Below are 20,590 nucleotides of genomic sequence, written 5' to 3'. Positions count from 1 at the left end.
CCCAACGACTCACCCGCAGCCCGACCCAACCCAATCTGCTCCCGCTCCAACGGACTCAACCTCGACGCCATAACCACCCCAACGAAGATCACCAAAAGGGGTGTTGCAACCACCGGTTGAGCCCGCCCACCGGACGGAAACTGTCCAAGATCTGGAGCTTGACGCCGGGAAGGCTCGATGGGCGGGCACCGCGCACCGGTAGGGGCCGGCGGGCAGCGGAGTACGCCCGCCTGACCGCAGCTTTCGCCGTCGCCGGCGGGCCTGACGACGGTCGACTCCGAGCGACCCCGCCTGACGGCACGCTCGCGGCCGGTACTCGCGCAAACGCCCGGCCGGTCCACGACAGACCGACCGGGCGTTGCTGAGCACCACTCAGAAGACCGTGCCACCACTCTGCGGCCCAGCGATCCGGAGACCGTAGCGCTGGGGCCAGACGAACTCGGTCCGGTCGGACAGACCGCTCCACGTCTTGTTCTGCGGCGCCAGCCCGCCGGCGGAGGCGTAGAACGGATTCATGACCCCGGACGGATATCCGGCGAGGTCACCCTTCACCTCTTCGCCGATTGACGCCACGACGGCGTCGAGCCCGCTCGCGCGGCTGAGGTTCAGCAGGGCGACGGAGGAGCCGAACCTGTCGCCGTTCTCGGAAGCATCCGGAACGGCCCCGTGGTTCTGGTCGAACGCCTGCGCGCCGGCCCCCGTCAGCCCACCGGCGGACCCCTTGAGCAGGGTGATCATGCCGGCGTCGACCCGCGAGCCGACGTCCTCGCCGGGGGTACCGACCAGCACGTCCGCTTTGCCATCACCGGTCACGTCGCCGACCGCCAGCACGCCACCGAAGCGGTCGTCGTCCTCGGGGTCGTCCGGCACACCGGCCGTACGCTGGGTGATGATCTGCACGGCACTGCTGGACAGGCCGCCGGAGCGGCCGGCGAAGGCCGCGATGAGGCCGCCGTTGATGTGCGGGGTCTGCGCGCCGGAGGCTCCGACGACCACCTCGCCCAGCCCGTCGCCGTTCAGGTCGCCGACCGCGAGCGCGTCACCCAGGTACCAGGCGACGGTGCCGGTCCCATCGTTGGGTTCGATCGCCGCACCGGTGACCGAGGTGGCACCGGTGGACGACACACCACTCGCCGAGCCCCACATCAGGGTGACCATGCCGGTGCCGTCCCAGCTCGCGCCGTCGTTTTCCCGCGGAGCGCCGATGACCAGATCCTGGTACCGGTTGTTGTCGACCTTTCCGATCGCGAGCGTGAAGCCGAACTGGTCGTTGCTCTCAGCCGATCCGGGCACTGCGGCCTGGTCCTGCTGAAGGTGCTGAGCCCCGGTGGCCGTGAGGCCGCCCGACGCACCGAAGAGGACGGTGACCGCCCCGGCGGCCGCCTTGGTCCCGATCGACTCGCCCCAGGCACCGATGGCGAGGTCGTCGCGGCCATCCCCGTTGATGTCACCGGCCGCGAGGGCACCCCCGAACTGGTCGAAGGTCTCCGGGCTGTCCGGAACACCCGGCGAGTCCTGGTTGAAATGGATTGCCGAGTTGACCACCAGGCCGCTGCTGCTTCCCGGAATGACCCAGACCCCGCCGGCGTGGGTCTTGGTCCGGGCGTCCGGCTCGTCAGCGTTGCCGATCGCCAGGTCGTCGTAACGGTCGCCGTTGAAGTCCCCCGCCACGAGAGTCGTGCCGAACGCGACGGAACCACCGCCCTCCGGTAACGCACCCATGAGGTAGTCGACCTTTGCGGCGGATGAATACCGCACGGTGACCACACCGGCCGGGACCAGCGGCAAGTTGTAATTGAACGGGTCGCCAGAGGCCGCGATGTCGTCGGTGCCGTCGCCGTCGAAGTCGGATTGACCGACACCCGTGCCCCGCAACCGGGGCGTCGCCTTCAGCCAGGACACCTGGTGGTGCTGGAGAACGACGCCGTCCCGGGTGATGGTCCGGACGCCTTCCGCAGCCTTTGCGGGGGCACTGATTGCCAGGCTGGCCAGAACAGTTGGGAGAACCAGAAAAGTTGCGCTTCGCTGCATAGATACCCCGTTTCGATGGGCGCCTGGACACCATAGGCATCCGACTCGATCTTCAAAATAAGACGAACGGGCAGTGCGGGGAACGGACCATTCGGCAGTGGGCAACTGAGCGCGAACGACGGGTACCGTCCGGAGGCGGCCGGCGGTCTGCAACCGTCGTACACATGTTCTATCCACAGGCTGTGGACGGCGGAGGGTTCGATGGCTTACCAGCTCAGCGCGGTGGTCGCGGACGTTGAGCTGCTCCGCGAGCAGACCGCCGAGCTGGATCACGCGGTCCTCGGCGAGCTGCGCCAGGACTTCGCGTTGCTGCCGGTCACCCCGCAGCTGGTGATCGAGCTGACCGGGTCGTTGCCGGATTTCGCCACTGACGACCGGAGCGCCGCGCGCCCGTTCGACCTGGTGTTGTCGACTGCGCTGGTCGAGGTGCTGACCCGATGGTCACAGTCGGGGCCGGTGGCCTATCTGGAGGCGGAGTTCGGTGGTGGCATCGGCCACCAGTCGGCAGCGGTGTGGTTGGGCGGGGCGCTGTCCTGGGGCCCGCGCTTCGACGACGAGTTGAGCGCGCCGCGCGAGCGGTGGCCGATCAACGGTGCGCTGAGTCAGCTCGGCGTGGAGCCCGGCACCTGGATCGACCCGTTCGCCGAGCTGGGGTTGCATCTGGAACGGAGCACCGAGGGTTGGCTGGCGCACGGGCGGCGTCGACTCAGCGCCGACTACTGGGACGAGCTGGTCGAACAGTGGGAAAACCAGTAATCCGGCGTTCGGCAGCAACTTGAACGCTCCCGTTCCGTTGGGGACTGGGGGATTCCATGAAATTGCGACAATTTGCGTTTATCGCCACGCTGTTGACGGCTGCCTCGATCGCGGGCAGCGGCGTACCGCCAACCGGATCGATTCCGAACGGCCGGCCCGCCGGCAACGTGGAGATCATCGACCTGAACGGCCTGCGCAACATCGAGTTCGGTGTTACCGAGGACGAGCTGACCCGACGCGGCATCCTGCGTACCAGCCTGGACGCCTGCGGGCCGATGCTCGCCGGCCACGACATGGTCAGCCCGGTCTTCGTGGAGGACAAACTCGTGCTGCTCTGGGTCGGCGACCCGATGCGGACACCGGAGGGCATAACGGCGGGCTCGCCCGTCGACGAGGTCTGGGACCGCTACCCGAAGGTCAGCCGGCTGCGGGCTCCACAGGGGACGCGTCGCCTCGACGGGTTGCTCGCCCGCAGTGGCGACCGCGCGTACCTGTTCCTGCACGACGGACGCACGGTCCGAAAAACCATCGCCGGGTACGCGGACTGGGCCCGCCGCCTCTTCGACGAGGGCGTCGGCCCCTGCTGAACCGCCGTTCAGCGGATGCCCGACAAGCCGATTGTCGGCTATCGAGCTTCGTGAAATTATCCCTGCGCTCGCGCAGATCGCGCGACTCTAGCGGGGGAGCCAAGCGTGCGTACAACCATGTTCGATCCGGTGTGGAGACACATCGCGAGGTGGGCGGCCGTGGCCGCCCTCAGCGCCGCCGGGGCGGGCCTGCTGGCCGGTCCAGCCACCGCCGCCCCGACCGGCGAGCCGTCAGCGCGACCGGCAGTGACGACCGAGCAGCCGCGCCCGGCCACCAAGCCGGCGCAAGCGCCGGTCATCCCGGCGACCCCCGCGGCCACCGAGACCCCGGCGAAGGTCGGCACGTCCGCCACCTGTGGCGGGCAGCTTCCGCTGGGCAAGGTCCTGAAGTGCGCGTCGATCTCGGGCACCACGAAACAGACGTGGACGATCACCTCGACTGTCGATCAGGACACCCTCTACATCGGGCTTCTGGAGGTCTCCGGCGACGGTGTCGGGGCCGAGGTCAAGGGTCCTGATGGCACCCACGCCTGCTACGTAAGCTCGTACCTGACCGACTGCGTGCTCGGCGCCGCGGGCACCTACACGGTGACTGTGGGCCTCGACTACGGCACCGGCAAGGGCACCTACTCGCTGTCGGCAGAGTCGATGCGGACCCCGTCCACCTGCGCCAACCTGCCCGAGAGCTTCTTCTCCTTCGTCTCGACCGGACGCAGCGGCACGCTGCCCGCCGGCCTGGCCGCCCGCTGCTTCACGTTCAAGCAGCCCGCCGGCTCGGTCCTGCACCTGGCCGACCCGGGCGGTGCCGAGGACATCCAGGGCGCCATCCTGAATGCGCAGTTCCAGCCGGTCTGCATGGTGCGCTACGTCACGGAGTGCACGCTCGAAGGGTCCGGGCCGTACCGGCTCTTCCTGCGGGAGGCCTACGGCAGCAAGGCCGCCTACACGCTCAAGATGCCGCGGCTCTCGCGGGCCGTCGGCTGCCCCGCCCTGCCCCTGACCGCGTTCGGTGACCCCGGCGCCGCGGTCGGGACCGGCACCGTGCCCCCGTACGAGGGCATCGGCTGTCAAGCGCTGCGAGTCACCACCCCCGGCCCGCTGCTCGTCCGCATGGAGCAGAACGCGAACCAGTACCTCAACTGGCAGGTGTACGACGAGGCCGGACGAGTGGTGTGCACGGAGTGGGACTCCTCGCGGTCCTGCGCCGCACCGACGGCCGGCAACTACACGTTCGTGGCGCAGAACTGGAACTGGGAACCGGTCACCTATCGGATGGCGGTGGCCCGACTCGACCAGTCCGAGGGCTGTGCCGCCCCCAGCGGGCTCGGGTGGGACCAGCCGACCCTGACGGTGCACCAGACCTCGGCGGTGCAGACCAACTGCCAGCCGTTCCACGGCGAGGCCGGTGAGCGCGTCATGGTGTACCGGACCCCGGACCGGTACAACGACATCTCCTCCTGGCTCGTCGACGAGCAGGGCGGCGTGGTGTGCGCCGATACGACGGAGGGGGAGGACGGCTGCGTCCTTCCGTCGACCGGAACCTTCCGGGTCGTCTCCTACCTCTCCCGTTGGAATTCGGAGGACACCGACCTGACCTACCGGATGCAGGTCCGCAGCCTCTCGGACGCGACCGGCTGCCCGACGGTCACCCCTGGGGCGTACAACGCCGCCCCGGCCGGCCCGCTCGGCGCCGTCCGGTGCCGCGTCCTGGACCTCCCCGCCGCGGGCACCTACCGGATCAAGGCGGCCGGGGAAGACAACTACCGGCAGTACGCGAGCGTCTACGACAGCACCGGACACCGGCTGTGCGTGGACGAGTGGTGCCCGATCCCCGCCGCCGGCAGGTACACGCTGGTGCTCGGTGGCGGCACCGCGGACTCGGTGATCGGTGAGGACCTTCGGTACCACCTCGCGGTGTTGCCGTGGCTGCCGTCCGACTGCCGGCCGGCGTCCGACACCGGCTGGCAGGACGCACCGGTACGAGGGCAGCTCGCCAACCCCGCGCAGTTCGACTGCCTCCAGCTGAGCAGCCCTTCCGGCGCCCTCATCACCGAACTGCTCCCGGGTGACGCCACCGGAGCCGGCTCGCCCGACGTGACGGTGATCGACTCCACCGGGGCGTTCATGTGTGACTCCTCCTGGGCGCTGCGCCAGTACCACTGCGAGCTGACCGGCCAGGCACCGTACTTCGCCGTACTCAACTCGCGCGACGGCGCCTCGGACGGGCCGTACTCGCTCGCGTTCGCACGTACCGACGGCCCGCCCGCCTGCCCGACGTTGCCCGCGGGTGCGACGGGTGCCACGGTGACGACGGGTGCCGACCGGTTCGGGGTCTGTTTCTCGATCCCGGCCGACGCTCGCGCCGCCACGGAGTCGTTCACGTGGAAGCGGACCGACGGAACCGGTGACGCTCGCCTGTCGGTGTTCGACTCGGAGGGGCGTCGCTACTGCGGCCCGACCGGTTACGCAGTCGAGCGGACCATTTCCTGCTCGGTACCTGACGGACCAGTCACGGTGATCCTGGAGGCGGACGGCGTCGACGCCGCGTACCAGCTGACCCACCGCGACGCCAGCAACCCCGACGCGTGACGGGCGGCGAGCCGGCTCTTCACTCGGAGAGCCGGCTCGCCGAACACACCAGCGTCAGCGGCCGGGCAACCGATGCGGACACCCGAGGACATAACGGCGGGCTCGCCCGTCGACGAGGTCTGGGACCGCTACCCGGAGGTCAGCCGGCTGCGGGCTCCACAGGGGACGCGTCGCCTCGACGGGTTGCTCGCCCGCAGTGGCGACCGCGCGCCTACCTGTTCCTGCACGACGGGCGCACGGTCCGAAAAACCATCGCCGGGTACGCGGACTGGGCCCGCCACCTCTTCGACGAGGGTGCGGGCCCGTGCTGACCGGCGCGGACTGATCAGGACGACGTACGGCTGGCGCAGTCGAGGTCTCTGGCCGGCAACTGTCCGTGGGCGAGGTAGGCGACGACTGCATCGTCCACGCAGACGTTGCCGTAGTTGCCGAAGACACCGTGAATCCGAGCGTCGTGCAGGGTGATCAGCCGGGAACCGGTGAGCGCCTGGTGCATGGCCTGACCATGCCGGTAGATCGTGCGGGTGTCTCCCGTGGACTGCACGATCAGTGCCGGCACGGAGTTCTGCACGACTGTCGGTCGCTCCCGGGGTTGCTGAGGCCAGAACGCACACGGACTGATCGCCCTGGTCAACTCCCCGAAACGGGGTTCAGCGGTCTGATGCTGCCGGATATCGCGCCAGTAGTGCCCGGCAGCACGGGGTACCGGCACGTCCCCGCAGAGGATCGCGGCCTGCACGCTGCCGGTTGCCGACTCGGCACCGGTCAACAGAAACGACAGGGTGTCCGCCAGAGACGCGGTCGGAGTCGCGGAGCCCGACACCACGGCCTGCCAGAGCACCCGAACCGTCTGCGCGAGGTCGGCCTGCGTTTCGTCCCGATCGTCGCTGAGCCGATTGAGCAGCAGGTACGGCACCGTCTGCCGGTCCACCTGATAGCCACCCACACGTAGCGGGCGGCGGCTCGCGGCGGCGAGGATCCCGTCCACCACGGCCAGCACCTGCTGACCGGTGCGGCCCAGGCCGTACCGCTCGTGGTGGCGGGCCGTCCAGTCCGCCCAGTCGCGCAGTGCCACCTCGTTGGCGGGCCCGGCCTCGCGCAGCACCCTCGCGCCGTAGTTGGCGGGGTCGACAGCGCTGTCCAGAACGACCCGATCGGCACGCTCCGGGAACATCTGGGTGTAGACCGCGCCCAGATAGGTGCCGTAGGAGTAGCCCAGGTAGGAGAGCTTCTGCTCGCCGAGCGCGGCCCGGAGCAGATCCATGTCGCGGGCCGTGTTCCGGGTGGTGATGTGCGGCAGCAGGTCGGCGTGCCGGCGGGCACATCGGGAGGCCAGGTCCCGTTCGAACGCTGTCAGCCGGTCGAACGTGGCGCGGTCCGGCCCGGCGGAGCGAGTCCAGGTGCCCGTTGGCCAGCGGCAGTCGAGCGGGGTGCTGCGACCGACGAACCGAGGGTCCAGCCCGATGAGGTCGAACCTCGCCCCGACCTCACCCAGCCACTGTCGGATCGGCAGAACGTCCGACCTCCCCGGCGCACCGGGACCGCCGGTGTTCAGCAGCAGGACGCCGAGCCGGTGCGTGGTGTCGGTCGCCGGCAGCCGGGACAGTGCCAGATTGATGGTGCGGCCGTCCGGGCGGGCGTAATCCAGCGGAACGGCCAGCTCGGTGCAGGAAGCGCCGGCCTGATCCAGCTCGGCGCCAGCCGCGTCGGACGAGCCCCGCTGACAGGTGTGCCAGTCGAGCCGCTGCCGTTGGGGATCGGCCAGGTCGTCGTCGGCGGCGGCCGGCGCCACCCCGGCGGCAGTGGCGGTGATCGCCAGCACAGTCAGCGTGGCCGCCACTCTCATCGCGGTCGCGGTCCATCTGCTCCAGGTCATCGTCATCTCCTCGGTCGGGAAATCAGCCCCGCGGCGGATCACCGGGCCTCACACAGGGCGGTGTGCAAAGTCGTGGACAGCGCCTGCCAGCTCTCGTACGACGCCGGCTCGTCGTTCACCACCAACTGCGCCCGGCGACCGCCGGCGGTGACCCCGCCCAGGGTGCGAAAGCCCGGCGTCGTGCCACCGTGGCCCCAGTACAGGGCTCCGCCGCAGTCGACCAACGGCGTCGAGATGATCCCGAGCCCGTATCGGGCGTCGGGCCACAGCCGGTCCGGATCGGTCGGCACGGTGTGGGTCATCTCGGCGAGGCGGACCGGGTCCAGCAGTCGACCCCCGAGCAGCGCGGCGAAGAACCGGTTCTGGTCGGCGAGGGTCGAGACCAGTGCGCCACCAGCTCCGCCGTACGACATGCTGAATTCGGTGACGTCGCGCCGCCGCTCGGCGCCGACCAACGCGTAGCCGCGCGGATGGTCACCCCGGATCCGCACCGAGTCGCCCGGCCAGTAGGTATCGCGCAGGCCCAACGGGCCGATGATCCGCCGGGTGATCTCCATGCTGATGTCGTGGCCGGTGACCTGCTCGACGATCAGGCCGGCGAGGACGTAGTTGGTGGTCGAGTAGTGCCAACTGGCCGTCGGCGGCGGCTGGGCCAGCGCCATCGCGATCAGCTCCGCTGGCGCGAAGTGCCGATACCGCCAACGATCCACCCGGTCCCAGTCGAGCGCATCGACGTGGTCGGGCAGGCCGCTGGTGTGCCGCAGCAGATCACGGACGGTGATCCGTCGGCCGTCGTACCCGTTGCCACGGATCCGACCTGGCAGGTACCTCTCGATCGCAGCGTCCAGGACGAGCTGGCCCTCCGCGACGAGTTGCAGCACCACTGTCGCGGTGAAGGCCTTCGTCGAACTGCCGATCCGAATCCGTTCGTCGACCCGCATCGGCCGGCCCGTTCGCAGGTCAGCCCGGCCGCTGGCAGCAGACCACCGGCCGCACTCGGGTCCGCTCACCTCGATGGCCGCGCCGACCAACCGGTGGGCGCCGGTCAGGTCGTGCAGCGCGGCGGTCGTCGCCGGTCGGTCGGAGCACGCCGGCCCTGGTTGACGGGCCGCGGCTGGTGCTCCCGCGCCGGCAATGGTGAGCAGGACGACTCCGGCGAGCACGCCGAATGTGTGCCGTCGTCGTGTCGGTCTTCTCATGTCGTCGACGCTAGGGACGGCCAGGCGGGGCCACGAGGGAGCAGAGACCCGGATCAATGGTGTAGCTGGCTACACTGCCCCGGCCGCCCCTGTGACCGGACAATGTGAGGATGCGGCGTGCTTGGTTCGCGACGACGTACCTGGTGACCGGCGGGGCCACTGCGGTGGCGTCGGCGGTAGCGATCGGCGCGCTCGCCGGGGCACTCGGCTTGAGCCTCGTCCTGGTCGGCATCGCGCTGCTACCGCCAACCGTGCGTGTCATCAGGTCGCTCGCTCGCCTGGAGCGGCGCCGCGCAGACCGGTTGCTGGGCCCGGCGATTCCGGTCGAGTCCCAGGTGCTGTGCGCCAGTCAAGCCGCGTGGCTGCGCGCCGCCGCAGGCGATCCGGCCACCTACCGAAGTGCGCTCTGGCTGACCGTGCACGCCATCGCCGGTGTGCCGCTAGCCGCCGGTGTGCTGCTGCTCTGGCTACTCGCGCTGGGTGGGTTGATCGTGCCGCTGATGTGGTGGGCCGTGCCGGTCGAGGCGCCGCTGACCTTTGTCGTGCCGATCCGGAGCTGGGCCCAGGCATTGCTGGTGCCGCCCCTGCTGGGGCTCGCCGCGCTGGCACTTCTCCGGTGGGCCGTCCCGGCCTGCGCCGTGGCGTACGCCCAGGCGGCGCGAGTGTCGTTCGCGCCGTCCTCGCGGAGCCGCTTGGAGCGGCGGGTCACTGAGCTCACCGCCACCCGGGCCGGCGCGCTCGACGCCCACGCGGCGGAGCTGCGGCGAATCGAGCGCGACCTGCACGACGGCACCCAGGCCCGGTTGGTGGCGATCGCCATCCAGCTCGGCGTCGCGCAACGTCAACGGGCAGCCGATCCGGCGTTGACGGACCAGCTGATCGAGCGGGCACGGACCAGCGTCGAGGCAGCGCTGACCGAGCTGCGCGCCGTGGTGCGGGGCATCTACCCACCGATTCTGGCTGACCGAGGGCTGCCGGGCGCGGTGCACGCGCTCGCCGCCGACTGTCCGGTGCCGCTGACGGTCCGGGTCACCCCGCTGCGACGACTACCGGCAGCGTTGGAAAGCGCCGCCTACTTCGTCGTGGCGGAAGCGCTGGCCAACATCACTCGGCACAGCAGGGCGACCGGGGGTGACCTGCGGGTGGAGCACCAGGCGGGTCAGCTGGTGGTGAACGTGACCGACGACGGGGTCGGCGGCGCACAGTCGTCGACCGGCACCGGCCTGACCGGCATCCGGCGCCGGGTCGCGGCACTGGACGGCACTGTCGAACTGAGCAGCCCGATCGGCGGGCCGACAGTGCTACGGGTGGTGTTGCCGTGCGCGTCCTGATCGCCGAAGACAACGTCCTGCTCCAGGAAGGGCTCAATCTGCTGCTCAGCACCGCCGGCTTCGAGGTGACGGCAGCGGTGGACACACCGGACGACATCATCGCGGCGATCGATCGGCAGCGGCCCGATGTCGTCATCATGGACATCCGACTGCCGCCGACCTTCCGCGACGAGGGGTTGCGCACTGCGTTGGCCGCGCGCCGGCTACACCCCGGGCTGCCGGTGCTGCTGCTGTCCCAGTACGTCGAGCGCGCCTACGCGACCGAGCTGCTCGTCGACGGGCAGGGCGGCGTCGGCTACCTGCTCAAGGACCGAGTGTCCCGGGTCGAGGAGTTCCTAGACGCGTTACGTCGGGTCGCCGCCGGAGGCACCGTGCTGGACCCGCAGGTCGTGGCCCAACTCGTCACCGCCCGGCGCAACCCGCTCACCGATCTCACCGCACGGGAACGCGAGGTGCTCGCGCTGATGGCCGGAGGCAGCACCAACACGGGCATCGCCGCCCAACTCGTCATCACCGAGCGCGCGGTGAGCAAGCACATCGGGAACATCTTCACCAAGCTCGACCTGCCACCCGACGGCGACGTGCATCGCCGGGTCGCCGCCGTGCTCACCTTCCTCAAGGATCCGGGCCGGTGAGCGGGCCGGGTCCCCCGGGGGCCGGCCCACTCGTCGCGCCCGTGACGGCATCAGCGACGGAGTGACCGCCAGAAGTCGTACGAGTGGGCCGCCGCGAAGTCCGACCCGCCCGATCCGCCGCCACCGGCGAACCCTCGCACGTACGGAGCGTCAGGGCGGAGTCGAGGCCAGCCCGCCCGACCCGTCCGGGCGAAGTCGGTCCAGGTCCGCACCATCGCGTCGGAAAGCCGCCGCTGAGTCGGCGTCAACGCCTCGGCGTAGTCGACAGTGAACAGGTACGGCAGCTCGGCGCAGTGGTACGCGCCGGTGGCGAACGTCGGTTCCGGACCGTCGGTGAAGAACGGCGCGTCCTCGTCGGCGAACTCGTACGCGAAGGTCGGCACCCGCCGCGCGAATGCCAACGCGGCGGAGTAGACCGGCTCGGCGTAGTCGTGATCGGTCAGTACGGCGCCCAACGTCACGCTGGCGGGATGTGCGGGGTCACGCGGATAGCGGGCCAGCACCTCCCCCGCGTGGTCACCGAACATGGCGCGCACCTGGTCGCGGTACTGGTCGTCGGTGAGCGGGCACGACTCCGGCTCCTGGTCCCGCTTCGGCGGCTCCGGGCAGTTGAGCCCCACCCGCTCCATCCCCCACACCACGAGCCGGGACTCGTCCCGGTTCATCCCGGTCAACACCGGCACCGGATGCAGCCTTCCGGTGGTCAGCGCGTACGCCGGGTCCACCGGTAGCGTGCGGCCGTCGACGACCGGGCCCAGGTCGACCCCCGCGCCGGGATAGCCGACCGTCTCGATCAGCTGGGCGGGAGAACGTCCGCGCAGGCAGGCGGCGACCACAGCCGGGTCGGTGCAGCCGATCCTCCGCGCGAACTCCTGGGCCGCCCCGACCGCCTCGGCCCGGGTCTGGACCGGGTTGGCGCACGAGTTGCTCTGCATGACCGCCCGGTGGAACAGGCCAGCGGTGGCGGGCGCGGCGAGTTGCGCGCAGACGCTGGTCGCCCCGGCGGACTGGCCGAACACTGTGACGTTGCCCGGGTCGCCTCCGAAGGCCGCCGCGTTGCGCCGCACCCAGCGCAGCGCGGCCTGCTGGTCCTGCAACCCGAAGTTGCCGGTGATTCCGTCCCGACCGGCCAGCGCCGGATGCGCCAGGAAGCCGAGTGCGCCGAGCCGGTAGTTCACCGTGACGACGACAACGTCACCACCGGCGGCCAGCCGCTGCCCGCCGTATCCGTCGCCGCTGCCGAACCGGAAGTCCCCGCCGTGCAACCAGACCATCACCGGTCGAGGCGTTCGCGCGGCCGAGCGCGGGGTGGTGACATTCAGGTAGAGGCAGTCCTCGGACTCGGAGGGTGTGTCCATCGGCAGCCCTTGCAGTTGGGCGCAGGCGGCACCGGGCCGGCTCGCGTCGCGTACTCCGGTCCACGTCGGACCAGGCTGCGGCGGGGCCCAGCGCAGCGCGCCCACCGGCGGGTTCGCGTACGGAATGCCCTGGAACGAGCGGTGCTCGGCAGCGACGGTCCCGCGCACCGCGCCCTGGTCGGTCCGGACGACGGCCGCGCTCCGGCGGTCGTCGTCGGCCGCGGCCGGACCGACGGCCATCGCCGGGCCGACGAGAGCGACAGCGCCCACCGTGACGGCCCATCGGGGGTACGAAAGTCTTCTCATGCTCTCCCCATCTCGTCGACGCCGGTACGGCGTACGCACCGGGCTGCGCCGAGCATGTCGAGCTGGCAACCATCCGGCCAGGGAGCTCTAGTGCGCCGTGGCAGGAAAGACGGGGGCACCTGCTGGTGCTCTAGTGCGCTACGGTCACCGCGAGGCCGGCGGGAGGCGATCGTGACGGAGATCGACGAATCCACTCCTCCTTATCTGCGCATCGTCGGGGAGTTGCGACGGCGCATCGTGGCAGGCGAGTTGGGCCCCGGCGACCGGGTGCCGTCCACCCGGCAGATCGTCCGGGAGTGGAACGTCGCCATGGCGACCGCCAGCCGGGCGCTCACCGCGCTTCGCCAGGAGAACCTGGTCCGGGCGGTGCCGGGTGTGGGCATGGTGGTGACCGGCGCAGCGCCGACCACGCCGGGTCGGGGTGCCCCGTCCGCCGGTCGGCGGCTGCCCGTCCAGGGGTTGAACCGCGACCAGGTGGTGCGGACCGCCATGACGATCGCCGACGCCGAGGGGTTACCGGCACTGAGCATGCGGCGCATCGCGACGGAGTTGGATGTCCCCACCATGTCGCTGTACCGGCAGGTTCGGGGCAAGGAGCAGCTTCTCGTCCTGATGGCGGACGCGGCGTTCGCCGCGCATCGGCTGCCGGGCACGTTCCCGCCCGGTTGGCGAGCCCAACTGGAGTTGCTCAGCCGACTTCAGTGGTCGATCTACCGGCGGCATCCCTGGCTGGCCCAGGTCGTCTCGCTGACCCGCCCGCTGATGGCACCGCACGCCGTCGCGCACACCGAGTGGGCACTGCGCGCCCTCGCCCGGCAGGGCCTGGACCAGCACACCCAGCTCCACCTGGTGGCCGCACTGGCCAGCCATGTTCGAGGCACCGCCATCAACCTGGAGCGAGGAATCGAAGCGGAGCAGGAGACCGGCCTGACCGACGACGAGTGGATGGAGGCCCAGGCCGACGTGTTCGGTGGATTGCTCGCGGCGGGCGAGTTTCCGCATCTGGCCCGACTGAGCCGGACGGCGATCGACCTCAACGCCGAGAGTCTCTTCGAATTCGGTCTGCAACGACTGCTCGACGGGATGGCGGCGCTGCTCGAACGGTGAACGCTCAGACCGGGTCGGCGGCCTGCTCGGGCGGGCGCACCCCGGACGCGGCGACGAAACCGGCGAGCGCGATCTTTGCGGCCTGTCGCAGGTCTTCCCTGCTGACTCCGGCGGCGGCATGCACCGCCTGCCCCTCGGTGACGATCATGACGAAGCGGGCGAGCGCTACCGGATCGGCGTGCGCGGGTAGGTCGCCTTCGGCGACGGCACGGGCGAGCCGGTCGGCGTGGGCACCTTCACCGCCCAGGCGGCTGGTGGCGAGGAACCCGGCGATGGGCGCGTTCTCGGTGGAGCAGCTGGTGCCGCCCTGGATCGACAGGCAACCGGCCGGTCGGTCGGTCCGGGTCGGGGCGACCACGTTCTCGCGCAGCAGGGTGGCGACCACCTCGTACGCGGTCGGTTGGGCGAAGGCGTCCCGCGCGTACCCCATGTCCTTTTCGGCGTTACGGGCCACGGCCTTGCGGAACAACTCCTCCTTGCTGCCGAAGGCGGCGTAGAGGCTGGGCTTGTTGATCCCCATCGCCTTGCTGAGGTCGCTCACCCATCCTACCGGCAGCGAAAACCGATCGGTACAGAAATCTGCTGACCCGGCCGGCGGTTGCTACGGTCGGATACGTACCGCTCGGTACAAAACTTGCTTGAGGCCCGGCCGGCCGCACGCCACCACACCCCGACAAAGGAGATCCATCGTGGGACAGCTCGACGGCAAGACCGCCCTCGTCACCGGGGGCACCACGGGCATCGGCCTGGCCGCCGCCCGCCGCTTCGCCGCCGAAGGCGCGTACGTCTTCGTCACCGGACGCCGCAAGGGCCCGGTGGACGAGGCCGTCGCCAGCATCGGCGCGAACGTCACCAGAGCAGCTTCATGACCGGCGGCGAGTTGTTCGTCGACGGTGGCGAGCAGCAGCTCTGACGCGAAAACGCCCGGTCGATCCTCGCGGATCGACCGGGCGTTTCTGCATCTCAGAGCGGTGGCGGAGGGATTTGAACCCTCGGAGGGCGTTAACCCTCACACGCTTTCGAGGCGTGCTCCTTAGGCCGCTCGGACACGCCACCGCCGACGAGGGTACAGGACCGCCGGTTCCGACGCCGAACCGGTATCGCCCGGGCCGGCCTGGCAGGATCTTTGCCATGAGTACGCACATCGGCGCGAAGCCGGGCGAGATCGCCGAGCGGGTCCTGATGCCGGGTGACCCCCTGCGGGCCAAGTGGATCGCGGAGACCTACCTCGAGGGCGCCACCTGCTACTCGACGGTCCGGGGCATGCTGGGCTTCACCGGCCGCTGGAACGGCGTCGAGGTTTCCGTCCAGGGCTCCGGCATGGGCATGCCGTCGGCCTCCATCTACGCCCACGAATTGATCAACGAGTACGGCGTGAAGACGCTGATCCGGGTCGGCTCCTGTGGTGCCCTCAGCACCGACCTGCAACTGCGGGACGTGGTGGCCGCGATCGGGTCGTCCACCGACTCGAACATGAACCGGATGCGCTTCGACGGGCTGATCGACTACGCCCCGGTGGCCGACTTCGGGCTGCTTCGTACGTCGGTCGAGGTGGCCGAGCGGCGCGGCATCACCATGCACGTGGGGCCGATCCTGGCGGCGGACGCCTTCTACACCGACCGCCCGGACCTGTACGACACCCTCGCCGACTACGGCGTGCTGGCTGTGGAGATGGAGTCGGCGGCGCTCTACACGATCGCCGCCCGGTTCAAGGCCCGCGCGCTGACCGTGTTGACCGTCAGCGACCACATCAAGACCGGCGAGAAGACCACCTCGGAGGAGCGCGAGCAGACCTTCAGCCAGATGGTCGAGATCGCCCTCGACACGATCATCGCCTGACCTGTTCGGGCGGCAATACCGCGAAGAGCGTGATGACTGTGTGGCATCAATATGCCTCGGAGTCATCACGCTCTTTCGCATCAGGCCGCCAGGCTGCAGAGAGCAGGCCGCCAGGCCGCAGAGAGTCAGACGGTTGGCAGCGCCTCTCAGCGGAAGAACGCGCGCAGGACGGTGGCGGTCTCCGCCTCCAGCACCCCGCCATAGACCTCGGGGCGGTGGTTGAGCCGACGGTCCCGCAGCACGTCCCAGAGCGATCCGGCGGCGCCGGTCTTGGGCTCCCACGCGCCGAACACGACTGTGGAGACCCGGGCCAGCACCAGCGCCCCGGCGCACATGGTGCACGGTTCGAGAGTGACCACCAGAGTGCAGCCGTCCAGCCGCCACCGGCCGGTGCGCTCGGCGCCCCGGCGCAGGGCCAGCACCTCGGCGTGGGCGGTGGGGTCACCGGTCAGCTCGCGCTCGTTGCGTCCGGTGGCCAACTCGGTGCCGTCCGGCCCGTAGAGCACCGCCCCCACCGGCACGTCGTCGACGTCGGTGCTGACCGTGTCGTCGACGGGTGGACCGGCGACGGCGATCTCCAGGGCGCGGCGCATCCACAGCTCGTGCCGCTGTCGTCGGCCGACCTCGCCCAGGTCGGCCAGACCCTCGTGAGCGCCGGGCCCGGCGCGGCCCACCGCGCCGGGGGTCGGCTGGCCCGGTCGGATCGACTCCAGCGACGGATCGGTGGCGTCGGCCGGCTCAGACCTCACGCAACTCCTCGACCTCGTCGGCGCAGCCGAGCACCTGGCAGATCTCGGCGGTGACGTCCGCCGGCATCATCCCCTCGTGGGTGCAGAGGGTCAGCAGCTTCTGCGCGGAGATGCCCAGGTTGGCCAGCAGGTCGGCCTCACCGACCGGGTCGGCCTCCGGGTCGACGACGGGCTGCTCGCTCTCCTCGTCACCGGTGCTCACCGGATGTGGCTCGTCGTCACCGTCGAGCCCGGTGACCGAGGTCTTCAGGTCACCGACCAGCAGTGCCCCGAGCTGCGACTCCTCGGCGTACGCGGAGTCCGAACCGAACACGCGCAGGTCCTCGCCCTCGTCGAGGCGCAGGATCACCAGGTACGCGTCATCGGCCTCGACGAAGAGCAGCGACACGTCGGCCTCCAGGTCGACGTCACGCAGCCGGTCGGCAACCTCGTCGATGTCGGTGGCGCCACGCAGGCTGACCTCGGCGGCGGTCCAGCCACTGTCGTCGCGCACCACGGCCGCAGCGAAGTACGACACGGTCCCCCCAATAGCCCTCGACACAGCGTCGACTCGTTACGCGTGCACGTTAGCCGGTCGGGTCGGCAGGCGACCCGTCAACGCCCCGAAGGGCGGGTCATTCCTGACAAAGTCGGATCAGCCGACGACTCGACGGCGGGTGGCGATGAGCTGGCGCAGACGCTCGGTGCGCTGCCGCTGCGGCCGGCTGCGCTGGCGGACCGCCCGGGCGCCCGCCAACTCGGCCAGCAACTGCAGGCGACGGCGATTGCGATCGGGATCCTGCCGGGGAGTGGTCCAGGCCATAGTTGCGAGCGTGCCGAGTCTCGGCGGCCACGTCAAGACGGCGTTCGCTACGCAGCCAACCGGGCACACGGCGCAGTCACCGAGCGGGGTTTCGGAGCCCGTCCGTGCCGGTCACCACAGCGGCCAGTCACCACTGGTGGCCCAGCGGACCGCCACCACGGCGGCGGCGATGCTCCAACCACCCGCCGTGACGATGGCGACCCCGGTGGCCACCCCTCGGTCGCCAAAGCGGACCAGCACCAGGGCGGTGACCCAGGCCAGCAGGCCGGCGAACACCGTCCACCACGCGTAGCTGGTCACATCGGTGCCGAGCAGGCCGAACAGCAGCAGCCAGCCGGCCGCCGCGCCGCCACCGGAGGCGACACCACCGCCGGTGACCGGGTGCGGCTCGCGGTAAATGGGCCGCGTCGGTGGCCCGGAGGGGAAGAGACCCGAGGGGGTACGCGGCACCGGACGGACGGCACCGACATCCGGGCCAGGGTCGGGTCGGGCAATGGTCACCGTCGCTGCCCTCCCTCACGCGTGCCGCTCGTGCCCACGGTACCGGCTCTGCCAGGATGACCGGATGTCCTCGCCGACGATCAGCCGCCGCGCTCGTCCGGCGTACCCGATCCTGCTGCTGCTCGCCCCGGTGCTGGCCGCCGGCTGTGCGACCACCCGGCCGGGGGTGCCCGACGGCGGCGCGCCGACGCCACCTTCGGTCTGGGCGACCGCCGACCAACCGGCGTCGCAGCCGCCCACGCCGGAGGCGACCGACCCGAGCCCCCCGGCGCCGTCGTCGGCCGGGCCGTCGGCGACGGCAACCCGCACCGGGCTGAAGCACGTCTTTCCGGTACGCGCCGACGACGTCGACTATCACCCGACGCATGGGGCGTACCCGGCGGCTGACCTCTTCGCCGACTGCGGCGAGCCGTTCGTGGCGGTGACCGACGGGACGGTGCTGGAGGTGAGCCGCGTGGACCGGTACCGCAAGCGCGGGCCGCAGGGCCCGGACAACGGCGGCCTGTCGGTCGCCCTGCTCGGCGACGACGGGGTGCGCTACTACGGCTCGCACCTGAGTGTCGTGACCAGCGGAGTCGACGCCGGGGTGCGGGTCCGCGCCGGGCAGCAGCTCGGCAAGGTGGGCCGCACCGGCAACGCGAACAACGTGTGTCATGTGCACTTCGGCATCTCGCCGGCGTGCGCGGGCAAGGACGGCTGGTGGATCCGGCGCGGGGTGATCTGGCCGGCGCGTTACCTGGACTCCTGGCGGCGCGGCGGCAACCGGGAGCCGGCCGCCGAGGTCACCGCGTGGCAACGCAAGCACGGCTGCCCGAAGGCGCCCTGACATGGCTCGCGCGAGAGATCCCATCGCCGACCTGCGCCGGATCGCGTTCCTGCTGGAACGGGCGAACGAGGCCACCTACCGGGTACGCGCGTTCCGGTCGGCGGCGAAGGCGCTGGCCGGCCTGCCTACGGCCGAGCTGACCGAACGGGCCGGCAACGGCACGCTCACCGAACTGGCCGGTGTCGGTGACGTCACGGCCCGCTGCGTGGCGGAGTCCCTCGCCGGTGAGGAGCCGGTCTACCTCCGCCGGCTGGTGGCGACCGAGGGCAGCGACCTGGACGCCGAGGCCACGGCGCTCCGCGCCGCCCTGCGCGGCGACTGTCACACCCACTCGGACTGGTCCGACGGCGGCTCGCCCATCGAGGAGATGGCGCTGGCCGCTGTGGAGTTGGGCCACGAGTACCTGGTGCTGACCGACCATTCGCCCCGGCTGACGGTTGCTCGGGGGCTGACCGCGGAGCGGCTGCGCCGGCAGCTCGACCACGTGGCGCAGGTCAACGCGGCGCTGCCCGAGGGTTTCCGGATCCTCACCGGGATCGAGGTGGACATCCTCGCCGACGGCTCCCTGGACCAGGACGACGACCTGCTGGCGCGGCTCGACGTGGTGGTCGGCTCGGTGCACAGCGGCCTGAAGGACGAGCGGTCGAAGATGACCCGGCGCATGCTGAAGGCGGTCGCCAACCCGCACCTGGACATCCTCGGTCACGTCACCGGCCGGATGGTGTCGTCCCGCCCGGCCGGGGTGACCGGTCCGGGCGATCGGGGGCACCGCGCGCGTACCCGGGCGGAGAGCGACTTCGACGCGGACGCCGTCTTCGCCGCCTGCGCCGAGCACGACACCGCCGTCGAGATCAACTCTCGGCCGGAGCGGCAGGACCCGCCGAAGCGCCTGATCCGCCGCGCCCTGGAGGCTGGCTGCCGGTTCGCCATCAACACCGACGCGCACGCGCCCGGCCAACTCGACTGGCAGCGATTCGGCTGCGAACGCGCCGCCCTCTGCGGCGTCCCCGCCGACCGCGTGATCAACACCTGGTCGGCAGAACAACTGGTGGCCTGGACGCACAACCGCGCCTGACCAGCCCCCGGTGCGTGGGTCTGTCAGCTGCGGGCGGGTTCGGCGGCGGGTGCGGCGGGAGCACCGACGCCGACGACCGGGCTGCTCCGGCGGCGACTGAACATCCCCTGCGAGACCGCGACCCCGAGCAGCACGATCAACGCGCCGACCGGTTGGTGCCAGTTGAGTCGTTCGTCGAGCGCCAGAGCACCGATCAGCACCGCGAAGATTGGAATCAGGTACGTGACGGTGGACGCGGTGCTCGCGCCGGCGACCCGGATGTTGCGCATGTTGATCACGAACGCGAGCCCGGTGCCGAGCGCGCCGAGGGTCAGCACACTTGCCACCACCCCCGCCGACAGCTCGGTGGGCAGCGGCGGCAGGCCGGCGACGAAGGGCGTGACGATGGCCAGCTGCGCGGCGGCGAGCAGCAGTTGCGCGGTGGAGAGCGACAGGCCCGAGTACGAGCTGCCGGCAACGAACCGCTTCTGGTACGGGATGGCCACGCCGTAGCAGGCCGCCGCACCGAAGCACATGAGCTGCCCGGTGAAGTGCGCCCCGCCGATGCCCTCCCAGACCCCGAGCACCACCAGCACCCCGACGAAGCCCAGCCCGAGCCCGACCGCACGGCGCAGAGTGAGCCGCTCGGTGCGGAAGACCAGCACCGCCAGCGGCAGCACGATCAACGGCGTGGTGGCGTTCCAGATGCCAGCCAGCATCGACTCGACCCGCTGCTCGCCGTAGCCGAAGAGGGTGAACGGCACTGCCACGCCGAAGGCGGCGACGACGGTCAGGTGCGCCCAGACCCGGGGCTCGCGAGGCAGCCGGTCGCGCAGCACGGCGAGGACCACCAGCAGGGTCAACGCGCCGGCGACGACCCGGTAGAGGGTGAGTTGGACCGGGTGCAGCTCGGCCACCCCGACCTTGATGAAGAGAAAGCTGGAACCCCAGATCGCGGCGAGGGCGACAAAGCCGGGCAGCCAGGCACGGACCGGCGCTTTGTCAGGAGTGGTATCGGTGGTCACCCCTGACACTCTGCCGCAA

General features: G+C 70.7%; 19 protein-coding genes, 1 tRNA gene and 2 pseudogenes. 11 read left to right on the top strand and 11 right to left on the bottom strand.

Annotated features, from left to right (window positions below; all coding sequences use genetic code 11):
* Positions 1-372: 372 nt before the first annotated feature.
* A complete protein-coding gene (locus DLJ58_RS19420; protein WP_244219030.1) occupies positions 373-2,136 on the bottom strand; it encodes a hypothetical protein in 1,764 nt (587 codons plus the stop codon).
* A 96-nt stretch (positions 2,137-2,232) separates the two neighbouring features.
* Here DLJ58_RS19420 and DLJ58_RS19415 point away from each other — a divergent pair, with 96 nt between their 5' ends.
* From DLJ58_RS19415 to DLJ58_RS35055, 4 genes and pseudogenes are all read left to right on the top strand, one after another.
* A complete protein-coding gene (locus DLJ58_RS19415; protein WP_124858402.1) occupies positions 2,233-2,787 on the top strand; it encodes a hypothetical protein in 555 nt (184 codons plus the stop codon).
* A gap of 92 nt (positions 2,788-2,879) precedes the next feature.
* Complete coding sequence (locus DLJ58_RS19410; RefSeq protein WP_244219029.1) at positions 2,880-3,374, top strand: hypothetical protein; 495 nt, start codon at positions 2,880-2,882, stop codon at positions 3,372-3,374.
* Positions 3,375-3,533: 159 nt separating this feature from the next.
* A complete protein-coding gene (locus tag DLJ58_RS19405; RefSeq protein WP_124858398.1) occupies positions 3,534-5,963 on the top strand; it encodes a hypothetical protein in 2,430 nt (809 codons plus the stop codon).
* A 63-nt stretch (positions 5,964-6,026) separates the two neighbouring features.
* Positions 6,027-6,274, top strand: a pseudogene (locus DLJ58_RS35055) (hypothetical protein); the annotation flags it as partial.
* A gap of 14 nt (positions 6,275-6,288) precedes the next feature.
* Here the strand turns inward: DLJ58_RS35055 and DLJ58_RS19395 are convergent.
* Entirely contained in the window at positions 6,289-7,839 is a 1,551-nt protein-coding gene (locus DLJ58_RS19395) for an alpha/beta hydrolase (protein WP_124858396.1), read from the bottom strand.
* A 38-nt stretch (positions 7,840-7,877) separates the two neighbouring features.
* Positions 7,878-9,038 carry a serine hydrolase domain-containing protein gene (locus DLJ58_RS19390; protein ID WP_124858394.1) on the bottom strand — a complete coding sequence of 387 codons (1,161 nt, stop codon included), beginning with the start codon at positions 9,036-9,038 and terminating at the stop codon, positions 7,878-7,880.
* A gap of 110 nt (positions 9,039-9,148) precedes the next feature.
* Here DLJ58_RS19390 and DLJ58_RS19385 point away from each other — a divergent pair, with 110 nt between their 5' ends.
* Together DLJ58_RS19385 and DLJ58_RS19380 are read left to right on the top strand one after the other, a co-directional pair.
* Complete coding sequence (locus DLJ58_RS19385; RefSeq protein WP_124858392.1) at positions 9,149-10,369, top strand: sensor histidine kinase; 1,221 nt, start codon at positions 9,149-9,151, stop codon at positions 10,367-10,369.
* The gene (locus DLJ58_RS19380) at positions 10,357-11,004 is read left to right on the top strand and encodes a response regulator (RefSeq protein ID WP_124858390.1); all 648 of its coding nucleotides are present in this window, start codon (positions 10,357-10,359) and stop codon (positions 11,002-11,004) included. The genes DLJ58_RS19385 and DLJ58_RS19380 overlap by 13 nt, the downstream gene beginning before the upstream one ends.
* A gap of 50 nt (positions 11,005-11,054) precedes the next feature.
* Here DLJ58_RS19380 and DLJ58_RS19375 read toward each other — a convergent pair whose 3' ends face one another.
* Positions 11,055-12,668 carry a carboxylesterase/lipase family protein gene (locus DLJ58_RS19375; RefSeq protein ID WP_124858388.1) on the bottom strand — a complete coding sequence of 538 codons (1,614 nt, stop codon included), beginning with the start codon at positions 12,666-12,668 and terminating at the stop codon, positions 11,055-11,057.
* Between the two features lie 171 nt (positions 12,669-12,839).
* Here DLJ58_RS19375 and DLJ58_RS19370 point away from each other — a divergent pair, with 171 nt between their 5' ends.
* Positions 12,840-13,775 (top strand): TetR/AcrR family transcriptional regulator C-terminal domain-containing protein, encoded by a 936-nt coding sequence (locus DLJ58_RS19370; protein WP_124858386.1) that lies wholly within the window; start codon positions 12,840-12,842, stop codon positions 13,773-13,775.
* Between the two features lie 4 nt (positions 13,776-13,779).
* On the opposite strand, the gene DLJ58_RS19365 is transcribed toward DLJ58_RS19370, so the two are convergent.
* Entirely contained in the window at positions 13,780-14,316 is a 537-nt protein-coding gene (locus DLJ58_RS19365) for a TetR/AcrR family transcriptional regulator (RefSeq protein WP_244219028.1), read from the bottom strand.
* 148 nt (positions 14,317-14,464) lie between these two features.
* Between DLJ58_RS19365 and DLJ58_RS34915 the strand changes: the two genes are divergently transcribed.
* Complete coding sequence (locus DLJ58_RS34915) at positions 14,465-14,644, top strand: SDR family NAD(P)-dependent oxidoreductase (RefSeq protein WP_279635893.1); 180 nt, start codon at positions 14,465-14,467, stop codon at positions 14,642-14,644.
* Positions 14,645-14,744: 100 nt separating this feature from the next.
* On the opposite strand, the gene DLJ58_RS19355 is transcribed toward DLJ58_RS34915, so the two are convergent.
* Positions 14,745-14,831: transfer RNA gene (locus DLJ58_RS19355), tRNA-Ser, on the bottom strand.
* Positions 14,832-14,906: 75 nt separating this feature from the next.
* Between DLJ58_RS19355 and deoD the strand changes: the two genes are divergently transcribed.
* Positions 14,907-15,614: a purine-nucleoside phosphorylase gene (gene deoD / locus DLJ58_RS19350; RefSeq protein ID WP_074315244.1), complete on the top strand. Its 708-nt coding sequence runs from the start codon at positions 14,907-14,909 to the stop codon at positions 15,612-15,614.
* 146 nt (positions 15,615-15,760) lie between these two features.
* On the opposite strand, the gene DLJ58_RS19345 is transcribed toward deoD, so the two are convergent.
* From DLJ58_RS19345 to DLJ58_RS19335, 4 genes are all read right to left on the bottom strand, one after another.
* The gene (locus DLJ58_RS19345) at positions 15,761-16,207 is read right to left on the bottom strand and encodes a nucleoside deaminase (protein WP_091403639.1); all 447 of its coding nucleotides are present in this window, start codon (positions 16,205-16,207) and stop codon (positions 15,761-15,763) included.
* A gap of 145 nt (positions 16,208-16,352) precedes the next feature.
* Entirely contained in the window at positions 16,353-16,880 is a 528-nt protein-coding gene (locus DLJ58_RS19340; RefSeq protein WP_124858382.1) for a tRNA adenosine deaminase-associated protein, read from the bottom strand.
* Positions 16,881-16,997: 117 nt separating this feature from the next.
* Entirely contained in the window at positions 16,998-17,165 is a 168-nt protein-coding gene (locus DLJ58_RS34100; RefSeq protein WP_167362451.1) for a hypothetical protein, read from the bottom strand.
* Between the two features lie 111 nt (positions 17,166-17,276).
* On the bottom strand, positions 17,277-17,666 hold the full coding sequence (locus tag DLJ58_RS19335; protein ID WP_425271326.1) for a hypothetical protein: 390 nt from the start codon (positions 17,664-17,666) through the stop codon (positions 17,277-17,279).
* Positions 17,667-17,730: 64 nt separating this feature from the next.
* Between DLJ58_RS19335 and DLJ58_RS19330 the strand changes: the two genes are divergently transcribed.
* Both DLJ58_RS19330 and DLJ58_RS19325 read left to right on the top strand, forming a co-directional pair.
* Positions 17,731-18,492: a M23 family metallopeptidase gene (locus DLJ58_RS19330; RefSeq protein WP_124858380.1), complete on the top strand. Its 762-nt coding sequence runs from the start codon at positions 17,731-17,733 to the stop codon at positions 18,490-18,492.
* Position 18,493: 1 nt separating this feature from the next.
* Positions 18,494-19,567, top strand: a complete 1,074-nt coding sequence (locus DLJ58_RS19325) for a PHP domain-containing protein (protein ID WP_124858378.1) — start codon at positions 18,494-18,496, stop codon at positions 19,565-19,567.
* Here the strand turns inward: DLJ58_RS19325 and DLJ58_RS19320 are convergent.
* A pseudogene (locus DLJ58_RS19320) lies at positions 19,450-20,571 on the bottom strand (DMT family transporter); the annotation flags it as partial. The gene DLJ58_RS19325 and the pseudogene DLJ58_RS19320 overlap by 118 nt on opposite strands.
* Between the last annotated feature and the right edge of the window lie 19 nt (positions 20,572-20,590).

This window comes from Micromonospora arida (genome assembly GCF_003857035.1).
In the GTDB taxonomy this organism is placed as follows: Bacteria; Actinomycetota; Actinomycetes; order Mycobacteriales; family Micromonosporaceae; genus Micromonospora; species Micromonospora arida.
Note: the sequence above shows the minus strand (reverse complement) of the source record. Positions and strands in the feature narration are given on the sequence as shown.

Bases quoted from the DNA above. Each gene is read 5' to 3' on its own strand.
- DLJ58_RS19375 (WP_124858388.1), bottom strand. From the start codon at position 12,668: ATGAGAAGACTTTCGTACCCCCGATGGGCCGTCACGGTGGGCGCTGTC.
- DLJ58_RS19345 (WP_091403639.1), bottom strand. From the start codon at position 16,207: ATGCGCCGCGCCCTGGAGATCGCCGTCGCCGGTCCACCCGTCGACGAC.
- deoD (WP_074315244.1), top strand. From the start codon at position 14,907: ATGAGTACGCACATCGGCGCGAAGCCGGGCGAGATCGCCGAGCGGGTC.
- DLJ58_RS19325 (WP_124858378.1), top strand. From the start codon at position 18,494: ATGGCTCGCGCGAGAGATCCCATCGCCGACCTGCGCCGGATCGCGTTC.
- DLJ58_RS34100 (WP_167362451.1), bottom strand. From the start codon at position 17,165: ATGGCCTGGACCACTCCCCGGCAGGATCCCGATCGCAATCGCCGTCGC.
- DLJ58_RS19390 (WP_124858394.1), bottom strand. From the start codon at position 9,038: ATGAGAAGACCGACACGACGACGGCACACATTCGGCGTGCTCGCCGGA.
- DLJ58_RS19395 (WP_124858396.1), bottom strand. From the start codon at position 7,839: ATGACCTGGAGCAGATGGACCGCGACCGCGATGAGAGTGGCGGCCACG.
- DLJ58_RS19385 (WP_124858392.1), top strand. From the start codon at position 9,149: ATGCGGCGTGCTTGGTTCGCGACGACGTACCTGGTGACCGGCGGGGCC.
- DLJ58_RS19330 (WP_124858380.1), top strand. From the start codon at position 17,731: ATGTCCTCGCCGACGATCAGCCGCCGCGCTCGTCCGGCGTACCCGATC.
- DLJ58_RS19415 (WP_124858402.1), top strand. From the start codon at position 2,233: ATGGCTTACCAGCTCAGCGCGGTGGTCGCGGACGTTGAGCTGCTCCGC.